Source organism: Nocardia sp. CS682 (genome assembly GCF_004634405.1).
Classification (GTDB): Bacteria; Actinomycetota; Actinomycetes; order Mycobacteriales; family Mycobacteriaceae; genus Nocardia; species Nocardia ninae.
Genome location: NZ_CP029710.1, coordinates 5722744 through 5748635, shown reverse-complemented (window position 1 = coordinate 5748635; position 25892 = coordinate 5722744). Strand labels below are relative to the sequence as shown.

Annotated in this window: 17 protein-coding genes; 12 read left to right on the top strand and 5 right to left on the bottom strand. The window is 66.1% G+C overall.

The annotated features are described in order from the left end of the window. Positions 1 to 60 precede the first annotated feature (60 nt). Positions 61 to 2592, bottom strand: a complete 2532-nt coding sequence (locus DMB37_RS25755; RefSeq protein WP_135234870.1) for an FHA domain-containing protein — start codon at positions 2590 to 2592, stop codon at positions 61 to 63. Positions 2593 to 2699: 107 nt separating this feature from the next. Here DMB37_RS25755 and DMB37_RS25750 point away from each other — a divergent pair, with 107 nt between their 5' ends. Then, on the top strand, positions 2700 to 4148 hold the full coding sequence (locus tag DMB37_RS25750; RefSeq protein WP_135234869.1) for a metallopeptidase: 1449 nt from the start codon (positions 2700 to 2702) through the stop codon (positions 4146 to 4148). Positions 4149 to 4168: 20 nt separating this feature from the next. Here DMB37_RS25750 and DMB37_RS25745 read toward each other — a convergent pair whose 3' ends face one another. Next, positions 4169 to 5458: an FHA domain-containing protein gene (locus tag DMB37_RS25745; RefSeq protein ID WP_135234868.1), complete on the bottom strand. Its 1290-nt coding sequence runs from the start codon at positions 5456 to 5458 to the stop codon at positions 4169 to 4171. A gap of 146 nt (positions 5459 to 5604) precedes the next feature. Between DMB37_RS25745 and DMB37_RS25740 the strand changes: the two genes are divergently transcribed. From DMB37_RS25740 to DMB37_RS25705, 8 genes are all read left to right on the top strand, one after another. Next, the gene (locus DMB37_RS25740; RefSeq protein WP_135234867.1) at positions 5605 to 6810 is read left to right on the top strand and encodes a hypothetical protein; all 1206 of its coding nucleotides are present in this window, start codon (positions 5605 to 5607) and stop codon (positions 6808 to 6810) included. A gap of 271 nt (positions 6811 to 7081) precedes the next feature. Continuing rightward, positions 7082 to 8110 carry a hypothetical protein gene (locus tag DMB37_RS25735; RefSeq protein WP_240771656.1) on the top strand — a complete coding sequence of 343 codons (1029 nt, stop codon included), beginning with the start codon at positions 7082 to 7084 and terminating at the stop codon, positions 8108 to 8110. After that, positions 8107 to 9327, top strand: a complete 1221-nt coding sequence (locus tag DMB37_RS25730) for a hypothetical protein (protein ID WP_135234866.1) — start codon at positions 8107 to 8109, stop codon at positions 9325 to 9327. The genes DMB37_RS25735 and DMB37_RS25730 overlap by 4 nt, the downstream gene beginning before the upstream one ends. Positions 9328 to 9403: 76 nt before the next feature. After that, positions 9404 to 10957 carry a serine/threonine-protein kinase gene (locus DMB37_RS25725; RefSeq protein WP_135234865.1) on the top strand — a complete coding sequence of 518 codons (1554 nt, stop codon included), beginning with the start codon at positions 9404 to 9406 and terminating at the stop codon, positions 10955 to 10957. Between the two features lie 156 nt (positions 10958 to 11113). Next, complete coding sequence (locus DMB37_RS25720) at positions 11114 to 12298, top strand: hypothetical protein (protein ID WP_135234864.1); 1185 nt, start codon at positions 11114 to 11116, stop codon at positions 12296 to 12298. Continuing rightward, positions 12295 to 13563: a hypothetical protein gene (locus tag DMB37_RS25715; RefSeq protein ID WP_135234863.1), complete on the top strand. Its 1269-nt coding sequence runs from the start codon at positions 12295 to 12297 to the stop codon at positions 13561 to 13563. Before DMB37_RS25720 ends, DMB37_RS25715 begins: the two co-directional genes overlap by 4 nt. Before the next feature lie 391 nt (positions 13564 to 13954). Next, positions 13955 to 14272, top strand: coding sequence for a WXG100 family type VII secretion target (locus tag DMB37_RS25710; protein WP_135234862.1), 318 nt, complete (start codon positions 13955 to 13957; stop codon positions 14270 to 14272). 40 nt (positions 14273 to 14312) lie between these two features. Then, complete coding sequence (locus tag DMB37_RS25705; protein ID WP_135234861.1) at positions 14313 to 14615, top strand: WXG100 family type VII secretion target; 303 nt, start codon at positions 14313 to 14315, stop codon at positions 14613 to 14615. A 90-nt stretch (positions 14616 to 14705) separates the two neighbouring features. On the opposite strand, the gene DMB37_RS25700 is transcribed toward DMB37_RS25705, so the two are convergent. Next, positions 14706 to 16145 carry a type VII secretion-associated protein gene (locus DMB37_RS25700; RefSeq protein ID WP_167768934.1) on the bottom strand — a complete coding sequence of 480 codons (1440 nt, stop codon included), beginning with the start codon at positions 16143 to 16145 and terminating at the stop codon, positions 14706 to 14708. 17 nt (positions 16146 to 16162) lie between these two features. After that, positions 16163 to 20197, bottom strand: a complete 4035-nt coding sequence (gene eccCa, locus DMB37_RS25695) for a type VII secretion protein EccCa (RefSeq protein WP_135234859.1) — start codon at positions 20195 to 20197, stop codon at positions 16163 to 16165. 239 nt (positions 20198 to 20436) lie between these two features. Here eccCa and eccD point away from each other — a divergent pair, with 239 nt between their 5' ends. From eccD to DMB37_RS25680, 3 genes are all read left to right on the top strand, one after another. Continuing rightward, positions 20437 to 21903: a type VII secretion integral membrane protein EccD gene (gene eccD, locus DMB37_RS25690; protein WP_135234858.1), complete on the top strand. Its 1467-nt coding sequence runs from the start codon at positions 20437 to 20439 to the stop codon at positions 21901 to 21903. Then, entirely contained in the window at positions 21900 to 23315 is a 1416-nt protein-coding gene (gene mycP, locus DMB37_RS25685) for a type VII secretion-associated serine protease mycosin (protein ID WP_240771655.1), read from the top strand. Before eccD ends, mycP begins: the two co-directional genes overlap by 4 nt. Positions 23316 to 23523: 208 nt before the next feature. Continuing rightward, positions 23524 to 24324, top strand: a complete 801-nt coding sequence (locus DMB37_RS25680) for a potassium channel family protein (RefSeq protein ID WP_135234857.1) — start codon at positions 23524 to 23526, stop codon at positions 24322 to 24324. A gap of 4 nt (positions 24325 to 24328) precedes the next feature. Here DMB37_RS25680 and eccB read toward each other — a convergent pair whose 3' ends face one another. After that, entirely contained in the window at positions 24329 to 25816 is a 1488-nt protein-coding gene (eccB, locus tag DMB37_RS25675; protein ID WP_135234856.1) for a type VII secretion protein EccB, read from the bottom strand. Between the last annotated feature and the right edge of the window lie 76 nt (positions 25817 to 25892).

Genomic DNA, 25892 nt, shown 5'->3' with positions numbered 1-25892 from the left:
CGGCCGAGATGCTTGCCGTTGTCCGGAGCCCCCGGTCGGGGCCGCAAAATCGCTCGCCCATCACGCGGCCGAGGACTTCAGTCGCAGCCGTCGCCAGGTGATGACGGCGAGCACCAGGGTGATCAGCAACAGCACACCGACGTCCAACGCCCAGATGCTCGCCGTGTGCTGCCACAGCGTGTCGGGCTGTGCGTTGAGGAACACCTCGCGAATGTTCACCGTGGAGGCTCCGGCCGCATACCCCCAGCGCGCCGGGAACAGCCAGGACACCTGCTCGAGCACGACGCGACCGGTGACCGGGATCAACCCGCCCGCCATCACCAGCTGCACCATGATGGCGACCACCAGCAGCGGCATCACCTGTTCGTTCGACTTCGCCAGCGACGAAAGCAGCAGTCCGACAACGACACAGCACACCGCGGTCAACGCGATGTCGATGTACAACTCGGCGCTGCCGGAGGCCAGCACCGCACCCTCGCCCGGCCGCTTCTTGCCCGCGAGCACGATGCCGACCAGCACCGCCGACTGCAGCAGCGCGGTGATACTGAACACCGCGATCTTCGCGGACAGGTACGCCGACGGCAGCAACCCGACCGCGCGTTCCCGCTGGAAGATGGTGCGTTCGCCGACCAGGTCGCGCACGGTGAGCGTGGAGCCCATGAAACAGGCGCCGAGGATCAGCACCACCAGTAGCTGCTGGGTCTCGCCGCCGCCGGTCGGCACGAAGGTGCCGTCCGGCAACGCCTTCAACGCCCCGCGCTGGAAACCGTCCTTGCCCGGCACCACCAGCGACAGCGCGCCGAGGATGAACGGCAGGATCACCAGGAACGACAGATAGCCGCGGTCGGCCAGGATCAACCGGATCTGCCTGCGGCACAGCGTCGAGAACTGTTTGCCGCCACTGGATTGCGGCGGCGAGCCCGCGGGCCCGTACTGCTGCGGCGGCGGTGGTGGCGGTGGCGCGAACGCCTGCCTGGATCGATACGCGGCGAACGCCTGATCCGGATTGGCGGCCACGTTGGCGAAGATCTCCGCCCAGTCGGTGGTGCCGAGCGCGGCACCGACGCCGGCCGGGTTGCCGCAGTAGGCCGTCTTGCCGCCGGGCGCGAGCAGCAATACCTGGTCGCACATGTCCAGGTGCGCGATGGAGTGCGTCACCACGATCACCACGCGGCCCGCGTCGGCGAGCTCGCGCAGCATCACCATCACCTGCCGGTCCAGCGCCGGATCCAGGCCCGAGGTCGGCTCGTCCAGGATCAGCAGCGACGGTCCGGTGAGCAGTTCCAGCGCGACCGACGCGCGCTTGCGCTGGCCGCCGGAGAGCCGGTCCACCCTGGTGTCGGCGTGCTCGGTCAGCGAAAGTTCTTTCAGCACACCGTCGATCACCTGCTGGCGGTCGGCCCGGCTGTTGTCCGGCGGCAGCCGCAGCTCGGCCGCGTAGCCGAGCGCCTGGCGCACGGTGAGCTGACGGTGCAGCACATCGTCCTGCGGCACCATGCCGATCCGGGAGCGCAAGGCCTCGTATTCGGCGTGCAGATTGCGGCCCTCGAAGGTGACCACACCGCCGGAGGGCTGTGTGGTGCCCGCGATCAGCCTGGACAGCGTCGACTTGCCCGCGCCGGACGGACCGATCAGCGCGGTGAGTGTGCCCCGGCTGGCCTGCATATTGACGTCGACCAGCAGCTGCTTGTTGCCCTCGACGGTGAATCCGACGCCGTGTACCGCGAGCCCCTGCTCGGCCACCGGCTTCTGCCGCAGGACCAGCGTGCCCTGCTGGACGACGAAGTCGATGTTGCCGATGGTGATGATGTCGCGCTCGCGCAGCACCGCCCGCTGTTGCCGGTGGCCGTTGACGAAGGTGCCGTTGGCCGAGCCGAGGTCCTCGATGGTCAGCCCGTCGGCGGCCGCGACCAGACGCGCGTGCTTGCGCGAGGCCAGCGGGTCGTTGACGACGATCTGGTTGTCGGTGGTGCGGCCGATCGACAGGCCCCCGGCGGGCAGCCGATCGGCCCTGGCGACCGCCGCGGTGGAGGCCCTGGCGCGCACCGGCGGCATGTTCGAGGTGTCGGCCCGGGTCGTCATATTGATATTGACCTGCGGCGGCGCATCCTGCGGCGGTTGATAAGCCGGCCGCTGGAACTGCTGGGCGGGCCGCTGCCCCGACATCGGCTGACCCGGCATGGGCTGACCCGGCATGGCCTGGCCGGGCATCGGCTGGCCGGGCATCGGCTGCTGACCCGACTGCGGTGGCCGCACCGAAGGGCGCTGCGGGGGTTGCGGATTAGCGGGCAGCAGATGTAGCAACGGCCCACTGATCGCGTCGCCGAGCCGCACCTGCGTGGGCCGATCGATCGAGACCGCCTGGGTCAGCCTGCGCGCGTCGACGAACACGCCATTGGTACTTCCATTGTCCGACAACACCCAGGCGCTACCCTGCCATGCGAGCGTCGCGTGCACCCGCGAAACGAGCGGGCTGTCGACGAACAGCGTCACCTCCGGCGCACGACCCATGGTGACCTGCTGGCTCGAATCGAAGACTCGTTCGTTTCCATCATGGCGCACGGTGATGGTCTGCGCCCCCGGTGAAGACATGCAGCGGATACTATTCCATCACCCGGACATCGGCGGTGCCCCCGACGCGCCTCATACCCCGATCCGGCGACCGATGTGAACGCGATACCGGCCGATTAGGGGGATCCTTGCCGAAAGCCCGTGCGACGGCGACCATTACCGCCGCGCTGATCGTCGTGCTGCTGGTCGCGGGCTGCACCCGACTCATCGACGGCCGCGCCGTCTCGATCTACGACGACCCGTTCAAGGTGGCAGGACTGCCAACCACCAGCGGTCCCAGCGGCCCCCGGCCCGGCGTCGAGGACAGCTCGCTGAAGGCGACCAACGGGGACGGTAGCGCCGAGGACATCCTGGCCCTCAACGCAGTCGAGGACATCCAGACCTACTGGCGCACCGAGTTCGGCAAAGAGTTCCAGAACGCCGATTTTCAGCCGGTCGAGAAGCTCATCTCCTGGAGCGCGAAGGCGACGCGCAGTGATTCCGTCGAATTCTGCAAGGAAACCACCTTTCATCTGGTGAACGCCGCGTACTGCCGGTTGGACAACTCCATCGGCTGGGACCGCTCGGTACTGCTGCCCGCCATGACGGAGACCTTCGGCAAGATGGCCGTGGTCATGGTGCTCGCGCACGAGTACGGGCACGCGGTGCAGACCATGGCCAAGCTGGTCGGCGCCAAGGATCCGGTGATCGTCAAGGAACAGCAGGCGGACTGCTTCGCCGGTGCGTTCATGCGCTCGGTCGCGGAGGGCAAGTCCAAGCACTTCACCATCAATACCTCCGACGGTCTCAACTCGGTGCTCGCCGCCACCGTGGCCATCCGCGACTCCGACCCCGACGATCCGGAGAGCGTGCACGGCTCGGCCTTCGAGCGCGTCACCGCCGTGCAGGTCGGTTTCACCGACGGCCCGAAGGGCTGCAAGCGCATCGACATGGACGAGATCACCCAGCGGCGCGGCAATCTGCCGAAGGACTTCAAGGACGACACGGGCCGCGGCGAATACGAGATCAACAAGGAAACCCTGATCGAGCTCAGCAAGGCCCTCGCCGCGCTGCTGCCGACCAAGCCGTCCCCGACCTACGACTACTCCGGCGCCAAGATCACCTGCCGCAACGGGGTGCCCACCGAGCCGGTCAGCTACTGCCCCGAGAAGAACACCATCGGCACCGACATCCCCGCCCTCGCCCAGCGCGGCGCCTCCAACTGGGATGTGGACGACCCGCTGCCGCTCAAAGTAACCGGCGACTACAACGGCTACATCGTCTTCATCTCCCGCTACACCCTTGCGGTGCAGCAGAACCAGGGCCAGCAGCTCGTCGGCCCCAAGACCGGCCTGCGCGCGGCCTGCCTGTCCGGCGTGATCACCGGCAAGCTCGCCCAGCCGGGCCGGACCTCCGGCCAAGGCGACATCAGCCTGGCCGCAGGCGATCTCGACGAAGCCGTCTCCGGCCTGCTCACCGACGGGCTGGCGGCCAGTGACACCGAGGGCAACACCGTGCGCAGCGGGTTCGCCCGCGTCGACGCCTTCCGCGCCGGTGTGATCAACGGCGAAAAGACCTGCATGTCAAGGTATTCCTGACCTGAAGATCGGTTCGCGTCTCAACCGCCGAACGGCGGCGGGGCCATCGGCTCGAAGCGCAGCACCCGATTACCGAGCATGACCTCGGCGCCCGGGACCAGCACCATGGATTGGTTGGGGGCCAGGCGAATCCAGTCGCGGTAGCCGGGCAGGCGGGTACGGGTGCCGTTGGTCGAGCCGCGGTCCACCACGGTCACGTCCCAATTCATGAGGTGGATCTCGGCGTGCGCGCGGGACATACCGCCCGAGGAGTCCTCCACCCGCCACGGGACCAGGCCGCGTTGCGCGGCATCGGAATGCTCTGGGTCGCGGCCGATCACCGCGTCCGCGGCGAGCACGAAGGTGATGCCGTCGTCGAGGATCAGCATGCCGAGCGGCGGCCGGACCACCTCGATCAGCGGCTGGGTCTGGTCCACCGGCATGCCGCACACCGTGCAGAACGCCGCGCGTGGATCGCTGGGATGTGCTCTGGCGCACTTGAATCCCATCACCTTGACGGTGAGCGCGGTGGACTTCGCGGTGGCTTCCAATCGGCGCTGCAGGTCCGGGTCGGGCGGCGGGGCCGGCGTGGTGCCGCGCAACTGGGTCGGCGCGTGCTGCGGTTCCGGTGCGCCGCCGGTCCGGTGCGCGGCGGTCGCCGCCTGACTTCCGGTGGGCGGCGCCGCTTCTCGCTGCTGCTCCGGTGGCGGGTCGTGGTCGATGCGCGCGGTCGGCAGCGGCGCCTCCTCGTCGCGGCGGTGCGCCCCTTCGCGTACTGCACCGGACCGGGCCCGCGCACCGTCGGACCAGATGATCGCCCCACCCGCCTGTGCGATGCCCTCGACCAGCCAGCCGATGCCGCGCTCCGCGGGCAGTTCGGGGATGCGCCCCTTCGCGTCGTCGACGAACAGCGCGACGGCCCGGGCGGGCACGCCGGCCACCCGATCGACGGTGAACGCCGCGTCACTGCCCCGGTACCGCTCGACCGCGCCGTCCCCGGCCAGCACCGCCGTCACCGCACCGTGCAGGAAAATCGCCACCCCACCGTTGTCCGCGGTGGACAGAATCCCGAAATCGATCGGCTCCCCCGGGCTGATCTGCTCGGCATGCTTCATCAACCAGCGGGTGGCCTCCCGCGCCACCAACGCCCCCGGCCCGTTCGGCTCGTGCTCGGTGGCCGTACGAACCAATTCGGCCAGCGATTCCAGGGCCAGCGCGGCCGGCGAATCCTGGGTCGGCCTGCCCCGTCCGCGGTGCGCGACCACCACCACCGACCCCGCGACGCGCGCCACCGCGTGACTACCGACAACGACCTCGACCTGCCGGTCCATCAAAGGAATCGGCCTCGGCGAAGCGGGCGCTGCGGGGTCGTTTGCACACGACCCAGGGTATTGCAATCCCACAACTATCGGGCCCCCTGCCCGGCGTCCGTCCGGTAACTTCAGTGACAGCACGTGGAGGAAACGAGGGGCCGGTCATGGTTCGGACATCACGTATCGCGCTGGTCGCATCGTGTATCACAGTGGCTGGTCTGCTGACCGGATGCGGCGGCGTGCCAGGCACCGCCACCGCCGGTGAGATCGACGTGCGCCAGCTGGAAGTCGGCACCTACGCGGTCGACCGCCACCGGTACGACCAGGACGCGGGCGACAAAGCCGCGCTGGTCGAGGGCATGCGAATGTCCGACGCGGTGGTCCCGACCGTGCAGATCGACCCGTCGCTGAAGGTCGGCCGAGGCAGTGCGGTGGTTGCCGACGCCGAGCAGGCGCTCGATTTCGTCGCAAAGTCATCCAAGCCGGTCTTCGACGACCGCAAACTGATCACCGGCTACGCCGCCAGCGGTGCCGATCGCCCCGACCCCGAGGGACAGACCAACCCCGCCCCCGAAGCCACCGCGGTCACCATCGCGTTGTTCCGCTTCCCGGACCAGGCGATCGCGAAACTCGCCGCCCGCGAGCTCGAGGACGTCGACATCGCGATCTCACCGGAGAACCGCAAACTGCCCTCCACCGCCTACCCGGACGCCTACATCCATTGGCGCCCCGGCGTTCCCACCGTCGGCACCTTCATGGCTCACAAGGAGTTCGTCATCTCCTTGTTCATCCAGCGCCCGCGCGCCGACAGCACCGATCTGGTGGAGTGGGTCGACAAATCGCTCGCCGCCGAGGTGGCCCAGTTGGACAAGTTCCAGGCGACGCCGCAGGAGAAGATCGAGGATCTGCCGGTCGACCCCGAAGGGCTGCTCGCCCGCGTCGCCGTCAGCGACCGCAAGAACCGCACCCCCGACACCGCCACCTTCGCCATTTTCGGCCCGCACCACATGGTGCACCGCGCCGACGACGAATCGGCACACCTGCGCCTGATCCAAGCGGCGGGCGTGGACCGTCAGGCCATCGCCGACGACAGCTACGTCGCGCGCACCAGGGATAGCGCCGCCGCCCAGGAGCTGGCCGCCGGTTTGATGGAAAGCGAAGGCGCACACTACGACACGCTCGGAGCACCGAAGGACGTGCCCGGCGCGAAATGCCTGCAGCTCAACAGCAAGGGCAATCCGGAACGCGAATACAAGTTCCGGTGCTACGTCGCGTACAAACGTTATGTGGGTGTCGTCACCAGCGACAAAGAACCGGATGTCCGGCAGAAGGTGGCGGCCGAATACGCGCTGCTCGCGAACAGTCTGTGAGGCGGTCCCGCAACATTATGGTCAGGTGCTGCGGCACGCGGTGACGTAGGATTCCGCGGGAACCACAGTCGTCAGGGGAGGGACCTTGCAGCTGCACGCGAAGACGATGCCGCGCCGAACGACGTATGCCCTGGTTGCGACGGCAGCACTGGTGGTCGTCAGCGGTGGCTGCGGATCCGAAGAGCAGCGTGCGAACAACCCACCTCCGTCCATCGATCTCAGTAGGCTCGATGTGGGAAATTACGATACGAAGCCGCGTCGATTAGGCACCGTGAAAAGTCTCGACCAGGCTCGAATTATCGAAGCGGAACGGCTCGGCAATTTCGTGCCCGCGGCATTGGACATCGATCCCCGCTTCGTGCACGGCAATCCGTTCATAGCGACGGTGTTCGTCGATCCGGAAGCCGCCCTCGGCAAGGTGATGGCGGTGGACCGGTTCGCCGAGGCCGCTCCGGATTTCGTCGCCGGCTTTCAGAGCTTCGGCCGCACCGAGGCCGAGAACCGAGGCGTTGATCTGATGAACGCGGTCATGATCTTCCCGGACGAACAGAAGGCCAAGGATGCGGCCGCGGCGCTGGAGCGAGTCGACTACGCGGCAGGCGATCGCAACACCGCCGTGCCGATACCGAAATACCCGGCGGCACACGCCCATTGGCAGCCGAACCAGCAGTCGATCGGATCATGGTTCGCCACCGGCAAATTCGTTGTCTACACGTGGGTCTACGACTATCTGAAGATCTATATCGAGAAGGTCGATCTGCCCGCCCTGATCGCGCTGGTGGAGAAGAGCCTCGACACGGTGGTTCCGTCCATCACCAAGTTCACCCCGACCCCGCCCGACCAGCTGATGAACTTGCAGATCGACCTGGACGGCATGCTGAACCGCACCATCGCACGCCCCAGCGAAGATTCGTGGCTCAATCCGCCCGGTGCGTACCACGGCCGCACCGCTATCCATTTCGCCAATAACGCCGCCGATGTGCTGCGCGACATCGAGAAAGCGGGCGTCGACCGTTTCGCGGCGAACGGGATCGACCTCTATCGGGCCCGTGATGCCGCCGCGGCCACGACCTTGCAGCAAGATCTCGGCGGGCTCACGAAGCGATTCAAGAAGGCCGACTCCCCCGCCAACCTGCCGGTCGCCGAATGCAAGGAGTACATCGGGCGCGGCAACCTGGCGATCCGCTTCTACTGCTCGGTGTCCTACGACCGCTACGCCGCGTTCTCCGCGTCGCACCAACTATTGGACGCCCAACAGCGGATCGCCGCCGAGTACACAGTGCTGGTGAATGCCCGATGAGGCGCGCGTTCCTGATCCCCTTCGCCGCCTTGCTCGCGGCGGGCCTCACGGCCTGCGGATCCACCATGCCGGGGACCGTCGAACCCGCCGAGATCGACATTCGCACGCTCGATACCGGGTCCTACCCGACCGAGCCGCTCAATGCGCACGACGACGACTACAAACCGGATTTCATCACCATGCCGCACATCGCGGCGATGCGGTTGTCGGACTACGTGGTACCCGCCTACGAAATAGACCCGAAACTGAAATACAGCCAGCTGCCGTTCGAGATCACCCGCGGCTCGCTGCCGTCCGAACTCGGTATCGAACCCGACCTGAAACCGATCGCCGCGCGGCACAAACTACTGTTCGGCTTCCGGACAACCGGTTTCGATCAGAAGACATCGATCATTCCATCCGGGTGGCCGGTCAAGACCCGGCAGAACACCACGACCATCTCGACGATGGTCATGCAGTTTCCCGACGTCGAGCGGGCAACGGCGGCAGCGGCCGAGTTCCATGACGCAGACCTGGCCGCCAACCGCGACAACCAGCGGGTGCCGCTGCCGAAGTACCCGGCCGCCCGGGCACAGTGGCGGCCGGACGCGCCGTTCCTGCGCACCACCCTGGCCCACGGCCCTTATGTCGTCGCCCTGCTCGTCTCCTCCAACGGCCCGGACCTGCCCGCACTGACGGCACTCGCCCAAAAGACCTACGACGTGCAGCTTCCCGTGCTGGACCAGCTGAAGCCGCTCACCGAAGAAGAGACCTATCAGCTGCCATGGGACCCGGATCATCTGCTGAGCCGCGCATTGAATCCGAACAAATTCGAACGACCGGCGATAGGCACGCAAGCGCTCTACAATTTGCGCGGAATCATCCAGTACGCCGATGATTTGAGCGTCGCGAAACAGCGCTTCAGCGCGATGAACGCGGACCGCTTCGCCGTATCCGACGGAACAATCGTGGCCCGCACGCCCGACGCGGCCGCGGCGAAGAAGATTGTCGCCGAAAGGCTCACCCCCGCTCCGGTCGCGAACGATGCCGCAGCACCACCGAATGTGCCGGATTCGGCCTGCGTCGAGCACAGACAGGATGCCTTCAACTTCGACATCAAGCGATTCACCTGTGTCGTCGCTTACCGCCAATACGCGGGATTCGTGACCGGTAACCAGTTGCTCGACGTCCACCAACGCGCCGCCGCGCAGTACGCAATCTTCGCCAACAGCCGGTAATGCGACGCGGCCGTCCCATCCCGAGCGGTCCAGTATGCTGCCGCGTGGGGAGCACCGACTCAGGAGATTGTGGATCATGGCGATAAGCCCCGGCACCATCGTGGGCGGGTACCGCATCCAGGGCGTGCTCGGTGCGGGCGGCATGGGCACCGTTTACCTGGCCAAACATCCCAGTCTGCCGCGAATGGACGCGCTGAAGGTGCTCAGCGGCGAACTCAGCAACGATCACGAGTTCCGGACCCGCTTCGAGCGCGAAGCCAATCTCGCCGCCGGACTCGACCATCCGAACATCGTGTCGGTCTACAACCGCGGCGAAGAAGACGGCCGGCTGTGGATCGCCATGCAGTACGTCGACGGCACCGACGCCTCCGCGGAACTGACCCGCGACCGGCATTCGATGAATCCGCTACGCGCGCTACGCATTACCACCGAGGTGGGCAAAGGCCTCGACTACGCGCACCGAAAAGGCTTGCTGCACCGCGACGTCAAGCCCGCCAACTTCCTGCTCTCCTCCAGCGAGGGTGACGAAGAACGCGTCCTGCTCACCGATTTCGGCGTCGCCAAATCCAACGACGACACCACCGAACTCACCCAGACCGGCAGCTTCGTCGCCACCATCGCCTACGCCCCGCCCGAACAGCTGGTCGGCGGCCACCTCGACCATCGCGCCGACATCTACAGCCTCGCCTGCGCCTTCTTCAAGCTGCTCACCGGCCGAAACCCTTACCCGGCAACGCAACCCGCGCTGGTCATGATGGGCCACCTGCACGAGCCCCCACCCCTGGCCACCGCCGTCGACCCCGGTCTGCCGCCCGCCATCGACCACGTCTTCGCCAAGGCGCTGGCGAAAGACCCCACCGACCGGTACAACACCTGCCGCGAATTCACCGACGCGGCCGCGAGCGCGCTCATCCCGGGGCACAACCCCGCCCCCACGAACACCTCGCCGACCTATCCCATCCAGGTCTTCGATCCACGGCCGAATACCGATCCGCGCGTTTCTGTTTCGTCGCCACACGCACTGGTGTCCGCTCCGCCCAGTTCTCGTAAACGGTGGTTCGTCGGCGCGGGTGCCGGTGCCGTCGTCGTCACCTTGGCCGTGGGCATCGGGATCTGGACGTTGGGCGGGAACGACTCCGCCAATACCAGCGCCGCCACCGGCACGGCCTCGGCCGGTTCCACCGTCGCGGTGAGTTCGTTGCCCTCGATCGAACAGGCTCGGGCCACCAATCCGGCATTCCGCGGCAAGACCATCACGGTGGTGGATGTGCCACGGAGCAAACAGGTTTCGATTTTCCTGGGTGGTTCGGCGCAGACGAAGTTCCTCGAAGACTTGGGTTTCGTCTACAACCCGAACTATCCGAAAGAGGGTGATGAAGCGTTGCGCGTGCTGCCCAACGCGGATTCGCTCGAGGTCAATGCCGACAGCTTCGTGCTCGCGGTAAGGACCGACGAAGACGCCGGCAGCGGTGGGCTGCGTGGGCTGCCGTATCAGGTCGCGGGGACTCGGGCCACCGTCATTCCGCTCGATGATGCCGAAGCTGTAGCGGCGTTCCGCAATTGGAGTGCCGACTCGGAGAAGGTGCTGCTCGATAAGCTGGTGCCGCTGCTGCAGAAGCGGGTGAAGTAGCTCCGACCGGTCTCGGCAATGTCGCGGACCGAGCGATCCAAGTGCTATGTTGCCGACTGCGATACGTCAGCACCGCAGGCTTGACCAGCGCGTGAACGTATTCCCGGGGGATCGCTGTTCGTCGGATGCCCTCTTTGCCGGTCGATGGAGGGAACGATGCGGAGACCACTCAGAACGCTGGCAGCCGGACTGACCGCCCTCACAGTGGGCACAGCTGGGTGCGGATCGGATTCACCGCCACCGCCCGTCGTTGATGTCAGCCAGCTCGACGTCGGTAGCTATGCCACCGCCCCGCGCGAAATCGGCAAACCCGGATACGACCGCGCGAGATTGAGCGAAGGCCAACGCCTCGCCAGCTTTGTCCCGTTGCCGATGGACATCGACCCGCAGTTCACCGTCCAGTCCAGCGCCGGGACCAACATCACCCTGGGATTCATCGAAAGCCTCTATAGCCTAGAGCTTTCCGCCGACTCTTTCCGTGCGGTTACACCGGGGTTCATAGCGGGGTTCTACAGTCTCGGATACTCCGAGAGCGATGCGTTGATCGCCACCTCCTTCACGAACACCGTGCTGTTGTTCGCCGATCAGCAGGCCGCCGCGTCGGCGGCCGCAGCCCTCGCACAGGCAGTCGCCGAGAAGAAGGGGTTGAGCACACCCGTCGCCATCGGCAACCGGACGAATACTTTCGCGTTCTGGAAACCTGGGACTCAAGAGCTTTACGCGTTCCAGGCGACCGGGCAGCACGTCATCTACACCACCGTCAAAGACCGAGCCAAGATCATGCTGGAGACCACTGATCTACCCGCCATGGTCGCGCTCACGGAGAAGAGCTTCGACACGGTGGGCGCCCGGCTTCGCGAGTTCCGCCCGACACCGCCGGACAAGCTGACGGATATCCCCCTCGACCACGACGGCATGCTCGGGCGCTCACTGACCCGACCGAGAGAAGACGACTGGAGTAATCCGCCCGGTCTCTACGACCGCATCGGCGCGCTCCATATGAGCAGTGATCCGGTAAGCGATAAGAAACTCTTCGAGGAAGCCGGGGTCGATTGGCTGGCGAACTCCGCCGGAAATGTCTACCGGGCCGAGGATTCGGACGGCGCCCAACTCATTCGGGACAAGCGCAGTGAACTGAGCAAGGTGTATCGCCGGATCGACCCGCCGAAGAATCTGCCCGACGCTCGCTGCCGTGAGTTCCGTGCGAAGAATTCGCTCGTCCTCAGATTCCATTGCGTAGCGTCCTATGACCGCTATACAGCAGAGGTGTGGTCGGATCAGCTGATCGATGTGCAGCAACGGATCTCGGCGCAGTACGCGATTCTCACGAAAGCTAAGTGAGCCGCATGATCAACTTACGTATGCGGCATACATCCGCTACCCTCGCGCTGCTCATCATCGCCGGGTGCGCCGCGCCGATGACCGGGACACCGCAGCCCGGTGAGATAGATGTCCGTTCGCTCGACGTCGGCCAATATGCCACGGAGCCCCTGGACACCTACTCCGAATACACACACTCGGTGCGCAGCGGAACATCCCTGGCGATCTCCCGCCTGGCCAACCACGTAGTGACAGGCATCGACGTCGACGCCAAGCTGCGCTACGGCACCGGCGTGCAGGAAATCACCAAACCCGACGACGTCAAGAACGTCCTGGCGGAACAGAGCGTACCGATCGCTGCTCGACACAAGATGTTGTTCGGCTTCGCCTCCGGCAGTAGCGATGTTCGGGCAGAGCCACACGTTGCCGTGCCTGCGGACTCGACACTCACCACCGTGACCGTCATGCAGTTTCCGGACCCCGAATCCGCCGAACGGGCGGCGGCCGAGTTCGAAGACGCCGACTTCTCGGTAGCACCGGAGCAAAACGAGCGCGTGCGGCTCGCGAAATATCCCCGTGCACATTCGCATTGGCGCCCGGGAACGCCGACGATCGGTTCTGTCGTCGCCCATGGGAATTATGTGGTCAATACCTTTATCGCCACCTCCCAGCCCGACCTCACCGGCCTCACCGCCCTTATCGAGCAGGTCTACGCAGCCCAGTTGCCGATGCTGGACACACTCCCCCCGCTGACAGCCGAACAGGCCCTACGGTTGGACCTCGACCCAGAGGGCGTAATCCGCCGAGTGCTCAACCCGGCCAAGATCGCCGTTCCCGGCGTCGGCAGTCTCGCGACATACGAACTACAAGGGTTTCTGCACTGGCAGACGGATCGCGCGGCGGCAAAGAGTCTTTACGCAAACGGCGAACGCTTCGTCTTTTCGTACGCCTATTCGGCGACCACGAACAGCTACACCAGAGGAATAGCCCAAAGCTTCGGGAAGGGTATCTCCCGGTTCTTGGACGGAGCTATCTTGATCAGGGCACGGGATACCGGGTCGGCCCGAGCACTGTGGTCGACGATTCTCGATGCGCCGGATCTCGGACTGGCGCCGCCGAACGTTCCGGATAGCAAATGCGCCGAGCTGCCGACGGACAGATACGTCAAAGACTGGGTTTGCGCCGTACGGTATCGCAACTACGTCGGCTATGTCTGGAGCACTCAACTGCAAGACACCCAGCAGCGGGCGGCAGCTCAGTACGCTGTGCTCGCCAACAGCCAGTAGCGCCTGACCACACCCCCACGCCCCGTCGCTTTCCTTGCCGATATACCCACGATCTGCTGTAGCGGCAGCCATAGTGGTTGGGTAAGGTACAACCAGCCAGCCCACTCGCCAATCAAGACATCAGCGAGCAGGGGGAAGGAGGGGAGCCGAGCGCTGGCGCTGCAAGCATGCCAAGTCGACCACGTCCGTAGCCTGACGAGCGGCCCATACGCGGCCCCGCCAGCACGGACGAGCAAGTCGAAGGACACTGGGGTCTGATCTCCGTTGGGGGAGATCCAAACTTTCTCGAGTCGGATGGAACCGATCAGACCTACCGAGCGTCCAATCAGATGTACAGGCCAACTGGGGGCTTCTGCCGTTGGCCGAGACGGGAAACCGAGAAGGAGCCGAAATGGCAGGACAGCTCGAAGCGAACGAAATCCTCATCGAGAAGTTCGCACAAAACGCCAGGGATCGCCACGCTGAGCTGGTGAAGGCGATCCAGATGCTGGATACGAAGTCCGACGAAACCACCCGGACCTGGCAGGGCCAGGCGCGGGGCGCCTTCGATGCGCTCATGGACAACTACTTCGCCCAGGCGCGCAAGCTGAACGACACGCTGGACCAGACCGCCGACAAGCTCAGCAAGGCGGGTAAGTCCTTCGCCGCTCAGGACGAGCAGTTCGCCCAGCAGGTGGCCCAGCAGGCCTCCAGCCTGAACCTCCCCTGATCGCTCAGCCGAACCACCAGATACCAAGGAGAAGCTCCAGATGGTAGCAAACGACCCAAGCACAATTTCCTCTAACTTCGGCGCGGTCGAGGCTGGCGCTCAGTCCATCGTGTCCGAAGCACGGAACATCACGGCCATGCTCGAGGATTTCCACAAGCAGGTCACCGACTTCGTGACCAACTACTGGAAGGGTGACGCCAACGAGGCGTTCGCTCAGCTCCAGTCGCAGTGGAACACCAGCGTTACCCAGCTGAACGCCACGCTGGAGACCGCCGGTCGGGCTGTCAGCACCGGTAACACCGATCTGCAGGCCACCGACACCAGCCTCGCAGGCCTTTTCTGAGATCCTGTCTCGGCCAATTCGGGCCCCCGGCAAGCACTTTGCCGGGGGCCCGAATTATGTGAACTGCCGCGGTGCTACCCGCGCCAGAATTCAGGGAATGACGCGGACAGAACTACCGAAGTTTTCACACGTGGTCGACAGCGCCTGCCAATTATTGTCGGCATATTGGCAGCCGATGCTGACCTGAATTCCGTACTCCAGCAGCACATGCCAGCGGACAGTAGAACCGTCGCCGGGACGTTCGGTGTACGCGAGAGTGGAGCGCCCTCCGTAGACGACATCGCGTTTCAGCTCGGACATCACCCCGGCCGGTCGTTGCTTCATCTGCGTCTCGAGTCGCGCCGCAACCTGCTCATAGCTCGACCCCGGAGCTACTGGCGTTTGCGTCACTGTGACACGTAGCCGGGCACCATCGTCCGGGGACAGCTCGACCCGGGACCTACCGCTAGCGTCGGGAGCCGACGCCATGTGCCAACCATCCGGCACCTGGAAACGAATGCGCCCATACGTTTCCGGCCCGACGGCAACAGTGCTGCTAGGTGGGCCGACGGTACTGCTCGGCAGCGATTCGCTACTCGGCGCCGCGGTGCCGGGCGCGGCGGTCGGACCGTCATCGGGTCCGTTCAGCAGCACAACCCCACCGACGATCGCGGCACCGACAACGACGATCGCGGCAACAGCCGCGCCCACATAACCGAGCCCGTTGCGCCGAGGCTGTTGCGCCGCAGCCCGTTCGCGCAGCGGCTGCATCCATTCGGTCTGCGGCAGCGCGGACGGCAACTCGGGCTGATGGATCGGTTCGGTCTGGTGCCCGCGGATCAGATCGGGCCCGGTCAGCGCCCGCAGCGCGACACCAGGCCCGCACCGCTGCTGCACGGCCGCGCGAAGCACGTCGAGTTTCGCCGCATCGGTGACACCCACCGATTGCGCCAGATCGGCAGGCTGACCATCGAGCAGCCGGTCGAGCAGCGCGCACAGGGTGGTGAAGCCGCTCGATTCCGGCAGTATCTCGGCGAGCGCGAGAGTTGGTGCGTGCTCACACGATTCGACGTGCACACCCTGATGGCTGCGGATGACCGTGCTCGCGGTGGTGGTGAGCGCACCGAATTCCAACACCAGCGTGCGACGGCTGTGGCTGGTGCCTTCGTCCGCCGCGACGGCCCGCACCGCCAACTCCTCGAACACCACATCCCCGGTGAACCGCCGAGCCGCCTGGTCGAGCACCGAACGCCGCGACGCACCCCATTCCGTCGGACAGATCACCGTGATCCGCTCGCACGGCGCGCTGACGCGCAGGTTCTCCAGCACCGCGCCGAACACCGCGACCAGCCCCTCGACCACGGACGGAACGCGCGGCAGCAACGCGACGGCCTCGGCAGGCACGTACTGCACCACGGAACTCACCTGTGTCGGCGGGGTCAGCGACTCACCGACCACCAGGTCGAACCCGTTGCTGCCCAGCACGATCGACGGCGCCACGTCCCAGTGCGTCGTCGCGCCACGCGCCCAGACGCGCGTGTCGGTGACCACCAGCTCGACGGTAGCCATCAGGTTTGCGGCGGCATCCAGGCCGTTTGGATCAGACCCTCGGTGTTTCGCGTGACGTACGTGCCGCGGCCCGGCGGCATCGGGCTCGGCCGCGTCGTCCCCATCAGCACACCCTCGTCCCGGCTGCAGCTCATGATCAGGCCGGCCGACCCGAGGTCCTTCATTCTGGCCAGGGTGGCCTCGAACATGGCACGTCCCGCGCCACCGGAGCGCCGCGCGATGATCAGATGGAAGCCGAGGTCGCGGGCGTGCGGCAGGTGCTCCACCAACGCCTGCACCGGGTTACCACTGGAGGTGGCCACCAGGTCGTAGTCGTCGACGACGACGTACAGCTCGGGGCCGCTCCACCATGAGCGATCCTTCAGTTGCTGCGGCGTCACGTCGGGACCCGGCGTCCGGTTGCTCACATACGCGGCGAGATCGGCCATGTTCTGCGTGAATTGGGGTGCGGTCGAACCGTAGCCGGCGAGGTAACCCTCCGGCACCGTGCCGAGCATCGAGCGGCGGTAGTCGCCCATGATGATCCGCGCCTGGTCCGGGGTGTTCGACGCGGCGATGCCCTCGATGATGGAGCGCAGCAGCGTCGTCTTTCCCGACTCGGTGTCGCCGATGACGATGAAGTGCGGGCTCACCGTGAAGTCGAGGTAGACCGGGGCCAGCTCGGCTTCGTTGATACCGATCGGGATTCGCATGCACTTGACCGACTGGTCGACCTGCGACGGCCAGTCGCCCGCCAGGTAGAGCAGCTGCTCACGCGGCAGCTCCTCGGGCAGCATGCGCACCGGCGGGGCCGGCCGGCCCGGGGTCAAGCGGGCGATGGTCGAGACCGCCTCGCCGACTGCCTGGCCGATATTGGTCGGGTCCGAACTGCCATCGATCCGTGGCAGACCGGTCAGCATGTGCAGGCAGTCCGGCGTCATACCGCGGCCGGGGCGGGCCTGCGGAACCATCGAGGCGAACTTGCGGCCGAGGTCGGAATCCATCGGATCACCGAGGCGCAGTTCGATTCTGGTGGCGATCTGGTCCTTCAGCGCGGGCCGCGCCTCCGCCCACCGGTTCAGCGCGATGACGATGTGCACGCCATACGACAGACCCTGCACCGCCAGGTTCATGATCACCTGTTCGAGCATCTCGAAGTCCTGGCGGATGGAGCCGAAGCCGTCGATCACCAGGAACACATCGCCGAACGGATCCTCGTGCGCGCCGGTCGCGGCCGGGCTGCTGGAAGGATCCATCGCGCGCAGCCTGCGGAACTCGGTCATCGACTCGATGCCGAGCTGCCGGAACCGGGCCTCGCGCTGCCGCACGATCGTGGTCATCTCGGCGACGGTGCGCCGGACCTGGTCCGCGTCCAATCGACTTGCGACGGAACCGACATGCGGCAGGCCCTGCAGGCTCATCAGCGTGCCGCCACCGAAGTCGAGGCAGTAGAACTGCACCTGCTCGGCGGTGTGCGTCAACGACATGGCCATGATCAGCGTGCGCAGCGCGGTCGACTTACCGGACTGCGGGCCACCGACGACGGCGACGTTGCCGCGCGCACCGGACAGGTCGACCACCAGCGGGTCGCGCCGCTGGTCGTACGGCCGGTCGACGATGCCGACCGGCGCGCGCAGCGTGGCCACCGCGGAGTATTCGCCGGTGAGGATGGAGCGCGGGATCAGTTGGTCCAGCGTCGGTGCCTCGTCCAGTGGCGGCAGCCAGATCTCGTGCGCGGGGCGGCCGTGGCCGTTGATCCGCGAGACCAGCATGTGCACGTTGGAGACCTGCTCGCCGTCCTCGGCCTGCTGGTCGGCGGCGCTGGGCTCGGCGGGCAGCGGAACCCGGTCCACCGCACGGAAATCCACGTGGGTGGCGGTGAACGGCCGGGCCTTGATGTCGATCTCGCCGGACTGGGTGGCGACGGTGATGTCGCGCTGCGAACCGCCGCCGACGTAGGGGCCGGAGACGTAGGACGCCTGGAAGCGCACGATCTCGCCGGAGTCCGACTTCAGGTAACCGCCACCGGGGTTGTTCGGCAGGTTGTAGGCGTCGGGCACGCCGAGCACCTGGCGGGATTCGTTGGCGGAGAAGGTCTTCAAGCCGATCCGGTAGGACAGATGGCTCTCCAGGCCCTTCAGCTTGCCCTCTTCCAGGCGCTGCGAGGCGAGCAGCAGGTGCACGTGCAGCGAGCGGCCGAGCCTGCCGATCATCACGAACAGTTCCGCGAAATCCGGGTGCTGGGTGAGCAGTTCGGAGAACTCGTCGAGCACCACGAACAGCGCGGGCAGCGGATCCAGGTCGGCGCCTGCCGCACGGGCCTTCTCGTATTCGGAGACGTTGGCGAAGTTGCCCGCCGCGCGCAGCACCTCCTGGCGGCGGTTCATCTCGCCGGCCAGCGCGTCTTTCATGCGGTCGACGAGGTCGGCTTCTTCTTCCAGGTTGGTGATGACGGCCGCGACGTGCGGCACGCTGTCGAGTCCGAGGAAGGTCGCGCCACCCTTGAAGTCGACGAGCACCAGGTTCAGCTGGTCCGGCGAGTGGGTGGCGAGCAGGCTGAGCACCAGCGTGCGCAGGAACTCCGACTTGCCGGAGCCGGTGGCGCCGATGCACAACCCGTGCGGGCCCATGCCGTTCTCGGCGGCTTCCTTGATATCGAGTTCGACCGGCAGGCCGTCGGCGCCGACGCCGAACGGCACCCGCAGCCGCTCCCGGCCGTAGCGCGGACGCCAGGCATGTTCGGGGTTGAACGAGCCGATGTCGCCGAGGCCCATCAGCTGACTCCAGGTCGAAATGACCTCGGAGTCATCGGTTTCCACGTCGCTGCTGCGCTGGGTCGCCGCCCGGTACGGCGCGAGCCTGCGGGCCACCTGCTGCGCCTGCTGCGGGCTGATCCGGTCGATCAGCGCGAAGCGCTCCTGGTTACCGGTCGCGCCGCGGCCGACGCACTCGCCGTTCTCCACGATCATCTTGATGCCGCGCGAGACCGCCAGTCGCGGTGCGTACCCGCACAGGTCGATGATGGTGACGCCCTCGTAGCCGGATTCGCGCAGCTGATCTTCCTCGGCTTCCAGCAGTCCGCCGTCCACGATGATGACGATGTGCACCATGTTCGCGTTGGCAGGCTGGTTACGCGAGTAGCGGACCCGGTTGCCGAGCAGCGGCTGCAGGCCGGCCATCGCCTCCCGGATCGAGCCGTAGAACATGCGCTGGGTGCCGATGCCGTCCTGCGCGTCGGGGTGCTGGGTGTGCGGGAGCCACTTGGTCCACTCCCACTCCCGCGCGGTGTCCGGGCCGCAGACCACCGCGACCAGCACCTGGTCCGGCGCCTGGAACATGCACAGCTGCAACAACATCGCGCGGGTCATGTCCCGCGCCTCGACCCGGTCGCCGTCCAGTGCGATGGTCGCGAAACCCTTGACCGCGATCGCCGTCGGCAGGTCGGGCACGGTCGAGTGCGCGCGCACGAAGCGGCGCAGCGAGACGGCCGCGATGGGCTCGAGCTCTTCGACCGGTCCGGTCTCCGGCGCGACCAGGCGGGTCGCCAGTCGCTGGCCGCCGACACCGATGCGGGCGTGGCAGAAATCCTTGTCGCCCGCGCGGCGCTCCCACATGCGGCTGGTGCCGGCGAGCATCCAGATCAGGCCAGGCTCGGGATGGCTCCATTCAACCGAGGCGCGCTGCTGGGTGGCCGTGTTGTCCACGTCCCGGCGCACCTGGTCGAGGTAGCGCAGGTAGTCCTTGCGGTCCTCGTTCGCCTCGGCGGCCTTGGCCCCCTTGCCGCCGCCCTGACCTGCGAACATGCCGACCATCGAGAACATCATCATGAGCGGGAACATCATGCTCATCGGGTTCGATCCGATGCCGCCGCCCTGGGTGAACAGCAGCGCCATCATGCCGACCATGCCGATGATCATCACGACCGGCATCAGCTTCATCAGCAGATTGCCGGGTGTCACCCGGGGGATCTCGGGCGGCGGCTGGAGGGTGACCTCGCCGCCGGGCGAGCGCGGCATCTCCCTGCGCGCGCGGCGCTGGAACCGGACGGTACTCATTCCCGCACCTCGCTACCGCCCGGCGCCGGAATGCGCGGGCACATGATTCGGACGCGACGCTCCCTCATGGTGCGAGAATCCCCCTCCTCGACTGCTGTGATTCCGGCTCAGTGTAGAGGCAGCAGCGGACATGTCGTACAGTTCGACCAGCATTCTGCTGCCCGAAACGTGGGTTCGCAAACTCGACGTCGGCTCTCGAGTTTGCGAAAATACGAGGTAGAAGACGAGTTGGGGGAAGCTTGACGCACGCGCGACTTGACCACATCGATGAAAACTCCGCGCACGGCATCGTCCGCGCACCGGATCTCGCCCGGGTGACGATTCTCGCCAAACACACCCAGGTAGATATGGCGATCCCGGTCGACGTGCCTGTTGCCCTGGTGATCCCGAGCGTCGTCGATATGGTCGCACAGCACAGCCGCACCAACGACTTCGACAACGAAGGCGAGCGCTTCGAGCCGGCCGAGTGGGTGCTCGCTCGAATCGGTCATCCCCCCTTCTCCAATTCGCTGAGCCTCGGCGAGCACGGTGTCCGCGACGGCGAGCTGCTCATGCTGGAGAGCGCCTCACATACCGCGCCGACGCCGTTGTTCGACGACATCATGTACAACGTCGCGATCGCCGACACCGACCATTACCGCAGCTGGACCCCGAAGGTCGCGCGGATCACCGGTTCGGTGCTCGCCGCGCTCACCATGCTCGTCGGCTGTCTCGGTCTGCTGCTCTCCCCCGATGCCCTGCCTTCCTGGGTCAGCGGTTCGATCGCGCTCGCCGTCGCGATCCTGCTCGTCATCGCGTCCATGGTGCTCAGCCGGATGTACGGCGACACCTCGACCGCACTCGTGCTCGGCGGCTGCGCGCTGCCGCCCGCGCTGACCGCGGGCATGCTCTACGTGCCCGATCACTACGGCTGGCCGCACATCCTGCTCGGCGCCGTATTGTTCGGCGCCACCGCGGTTTTGGCGTGGCGGGTCAGCGGCGTCGGCCTCGCGCTGTTCATCGGCGCGGCCACCCTCGCGCTCTACGCGGTACCCGCCGCCCTGGTCGGGATGCTCACCGGGCAGCCGGAACGCGCGATCGGCGCGGGTGCCGCGGCCCTCGGACTCGCCGGCCTCGCCCTGGCACCCCGGATCTCCATGCTGCTGGCCAAACTGCCACTGCCGCCGGTCCCCTCGCCCGGCACCCCGATCGATCCCACCGAAGACGACCCCGACGATCACCGCGCGCTGCCCACCATGGAAGCACTGCGGGTGAAGTCCGAGCGGGCCCGCATGTACCTGGCCGGCCTGGTCGCCGCCACCACCCTGGTCACCGTCGTCGGCGCGCTCGCCAGCACCGACCCGGAGGCCGAGAACCCGTACTGGCAAGGCATCGCGCTCGCCCTGGTCTGCGCGGTGGTCCTGATGTTCCGCAGCCGCACCTACGCCGGCGCCGAACAAGCGGTCGTACTCATCGCGGGTGGCGCGGGCATCGTGCTGATCATGCTGATAGGCGCCGGTTTCGCGATGGACCAGCCCCTCGCCGTCTTCGGCGCCGCCATGGTCATCCTCATCTCAGCCCTGATCCTCGGCATCATTATCCCGAACCAGTCGGCCACCCCGCCGATGCGCCGCGGCGTCGAACTCCTCGAATACGCTTTCGTAGCCGCCGTCCTCCCCCTGGTCTTCTGGGTGGCCAGCCTCTACTCCCTCGTCCGCGGGCTGTGAACCGGATCCTGCGCGCCGGTGCGGCAGCGGCGGTGCTCGCACTGAGTGTCTCGTTCGGGGTGGGAGCGAGTCAGGGTGTGGCACACGCTGATCGGCCGCCGCCGGTCAATCCGGCATTGCTGCCGCCCGGTGACCCGGCACGTCCGCCGGACAAGACCGAGCAGAAGTCCAACACCCCGTGCGTGAGCACTCAGCAAGGCGGAGAAGGCCTCGCCACCCCCGCACCGCAGCTGGCGCTTGATCTTCCACGCGCCTGGGAATTCTCTCGCGGCGCGGGACAGCTGGTTGCGGTCATCGATACCGGCGTTTCGCGCCATCCACGCCTGCCCGACCTAGATGCCGGTGGCGACTACGTGGCCGAAGGCGGTGACGGGACAAGCGATTGCGATGGGCACGGCACCGTTGTCGCCGGCATCATCGGCGCAAGACCCATTGCTGACCAAGGCTTTTCCGGGGTAGCGCCCGATGCGCGAATCTTGACGATCCGGCAGACCAGCAAAGTGTTCCAGCGCGAGGGCCGGTCCGGTGAACAGCGACCCGAGGATCAACCTGACGGCTATGGCGATATCAACGCGCTGGCCTCCGCGGTCCGGCGAGCAGCGGACTGGGGCGCGACGGTAATCAATATCTCGCTGGTCCTGTGCACCGACGGTTCCTACAATCCCGCCGACGGACCGCTGGGCGCCGCACTGCGATACGCCACGCTCGAGCGCAACGCCGTCATTGTGGTCGCCGCAGGTAACAAGGAACAGAATTGCAATGCAGGCAACCCTGGGATCAATCCGCTCAACCCGAGCGGTGACCTGTGGAAGAACCTGAGCACCAACGTCACCCCAGCTCGCTACGACGATTATGTCCTCACCGTCGGCTCCATCGACCGTAACGGGCAACCATCGGCTTTCAGCGTGCCCGGACCGTGGGTAGGTGTGGCAGCACCCGGTGAGGACATCGTGTCCCTCGATGCCCGCGGCACCGGCACCATCACCGGCTTCGTCAATCAACAAGGTGGTGTCACGCCGCTGAAAGGCACCAGTTTCGCCGCGCCGTACGTCGCCGGTGTCGTCGCGCTCGTGCGCGCTCGTTTTCCAGAGCTGACCCCGCTGGAAGTAATCAAACGCATCCAAGCCACCGCGCACGCACCCGCCGAAGGCTGGAATCCCTATGTCGGATACGGCGCGGTCGATCCGGTGGCAGCGCTGACCAACGAGGTTCCGCCCACGCTGCCACCGAAGCAGCCGACCAGTCCCCGCAGCATCCAACTCGCAGTCCCCGCCCCCGCGCCGCCGCCGGACAACCGAGCCCGCAATATCGCCCTGGTCGGCAGCGCAACCGTCGCGATCCTGCTCACGCTCGGCATGCTCGCGTCCTTCCCGATCCGCCGCAGATTCGGCGTCACCGGCGACGACATGTAATCAGCAGGGCCTCAGCGAATTCCGCCGCGGCCCTTCTGATCAAATCGAGCTGGTTGATACTTTCCTGGATTCGATCGCGCCCCGTCGACGACGAGGCTCGGATCGGCGACTCGCGGGTTCGACCGAGCAATGGCCGTAGGGCATGTAGCGTCTGCACAGCGAACTGCGGTACATAAGGTGCCGGATCCGATCAACGCAGGTAGTTCCCATGAAGCAGCAAGAACAAGCAGCCGACGGCACGACCGATACCGAGAGGTTGAGTCGGCGAGAGGCGTGGGAGCAGGCCACCGGCGTGCCGATGATGCTGCTCGCTGTGCTGTTTCTCGCCGTCTACGCCTGGTATGTGCTGGATACCGGCGCCTCGCCACAGCTGGACTCATGGCTCAACCGCGTCGACATTGCGATCTGGGCTTTGTTCGCGATCGACTTCGGGACGCGATTCGCGTTGTCCACTCGACGGTGGGAGTTCCTGCGCACCCATCCCATGGAGTTGCTGATTGTGCTGATTCCGCCGTTTCGCCCGCTACGGCTGGTGCGAGCGGCGGTGCTGGTGCTCGGCACCCTGAACCGGCAATCGCTGACCCAGCGGTCTCGCCTGTCGGTATTCGTCGGAACCAGTTCGATACTGGTGCTCTTCCTGTGCAGCCTGGCCTTCTTCGACGCCGAATACGGCGCAGAAGGCAGCAAGGTGCTCAGCTTCGGTGACGCGCTGTGGTGGTCGGCGGTCTCGGTGACCACGGTCGGTTACGGCGACGTCTACCCGGTCACCGTGGAAGGCCGGCTGATCTCTCTTGTGCTGATGACCTTCGGCATCGGCCTGATCTCCTTCGCCATCGGCACCACGACCAGCTGGGTGATCGATCAGCTGAAGACGGTCGAGGAGACCGCCGACCGCACGGATCGGGAGATCGGCGTGCTGGTCGAGGAGCTCCGTTCGTTGCGCGCGGAAGTCGCCGCGTTGCAGGACAACTCCGCCGGCTCGAATACCGTTGTCGCGGACGGCCGTTAGCCGACTACTTGGCGGCGACGGGTTGCTTGGCCGGGTTCGGATCAGGGGCGACGCCGTCGTGGGCGACCATCGCTTCCTCGCGACCCATCGTCGGTCCACCGGCGAGTAGACCCACGATCGGCCATGGCGCAGGTTCCGGCGTTACACCCGATTCCGGGTCCATACCAAGCGCTTTCGCCGCATCGTTGTTCTTGATGCCGTAGCGGACGCCGGTGTCGGACACGTAGAACATGCTGTCCCTGCGGCGGCTGTCCGGTTCGATGCCGGTGGTTTGCACGAAGGCGCCCGAGCCGGGCTTGAAGTACACCGAATCGACGTTGTCACCCTTGCCGTCGGCCTGGGCGAGCGACACCAGCTTGGCGCTGCTCGACATCGGCAGGTCGCTGGCGTCGATCACCGACAGGGTCGCGCGTACGGCGACGTCGGCGTTGCCCGCCGCACCAGGGATCGGCTTCCACGACAGGCAACTGACCGGACGTGAATTGGCCTGGACGATCGTCGGCGCGGCAGCCGGGTACGTGTCCACCTTCAGCGCCTTGGAGGTGCGTGCGTGGTTGGCCTCGAAATCACCGATTGTCGTGTTGTGATCGGGGTTGGGCTGTGAACTGCGGACAATTTCGGCGGTCAGCGGATTGATCTGCTGCAGTCCGTCGCGCAGGATCACGTAATTCTGATCAGCTTTACCTGCCAGTTGAACTACGGTGCCGATCTTCAGATTGTTGATCGAGTACCCGTCGGGCTGCCCACCCGGATCATCGATCTTCGGCGGCACGATCGGATTCACTTCGGGAATGGAATTCAGCAGCCCTTCACTGATGGGTCGCGGCGTTGCGCCGCGGATCTTCAGTGGGCCGGTGACGGACGGGTCGTTCATGTCGACCCGGGCACGCGTCTTGTTCCACACGAGGTAGGTCGCGCTCTTGCCCTTGACCAGCAGCGCCTTGTCGTTCCCCATTTCCGCTGCTTTGTCGCCGAGCTCGAGGTCACCGATCAACACCGATGTGCTGCGGTCGTCGCTGCCGTCCGCTTTCAACGAATCACAGACGGTCCAGGCCCGCCCCTTGCCTGCTTTGTCGAAGATCAGCGAACCAGGCGCGCCGGGGATGCCGATGAGCTGGCCGCGCGGCTTCTTGCCCAGCTCGGAATCCTTGACGACCGCAGGCTTGGACGCGTCACCGGCGGCAAGCCGGGCCGAGGCCAGGTTGAGGGTCGGGTGCACGACATCGCCGATCACCACGTAGACGCCGCCGGACTCCTTGGCGATCAGGATCTTGCTGTTGTCGATCTTGGCTTGCGGTCGCAGCAGCGCGAGGACACCGCAACCTGCCAATACCACGATCGCCAAGACGAGCCCTGCCGCATAAGCCCGCGACTGCGAGCGCATCGGGTCGTGCAGCATCCGCACGTCCCGGCGGACCAGCGCATGCTCCATCCGGCGAACCAGAAAGCGGTAGCCGCTCACCTGCCACCGAGTGGTGGGTTTTGAAGGCATTATTCCTCCCCCGAACAGTGCTCACATTCGCGCAACACAGTACAGTTCCCGAGGACTCTTGTTCAGCTCGCCCACT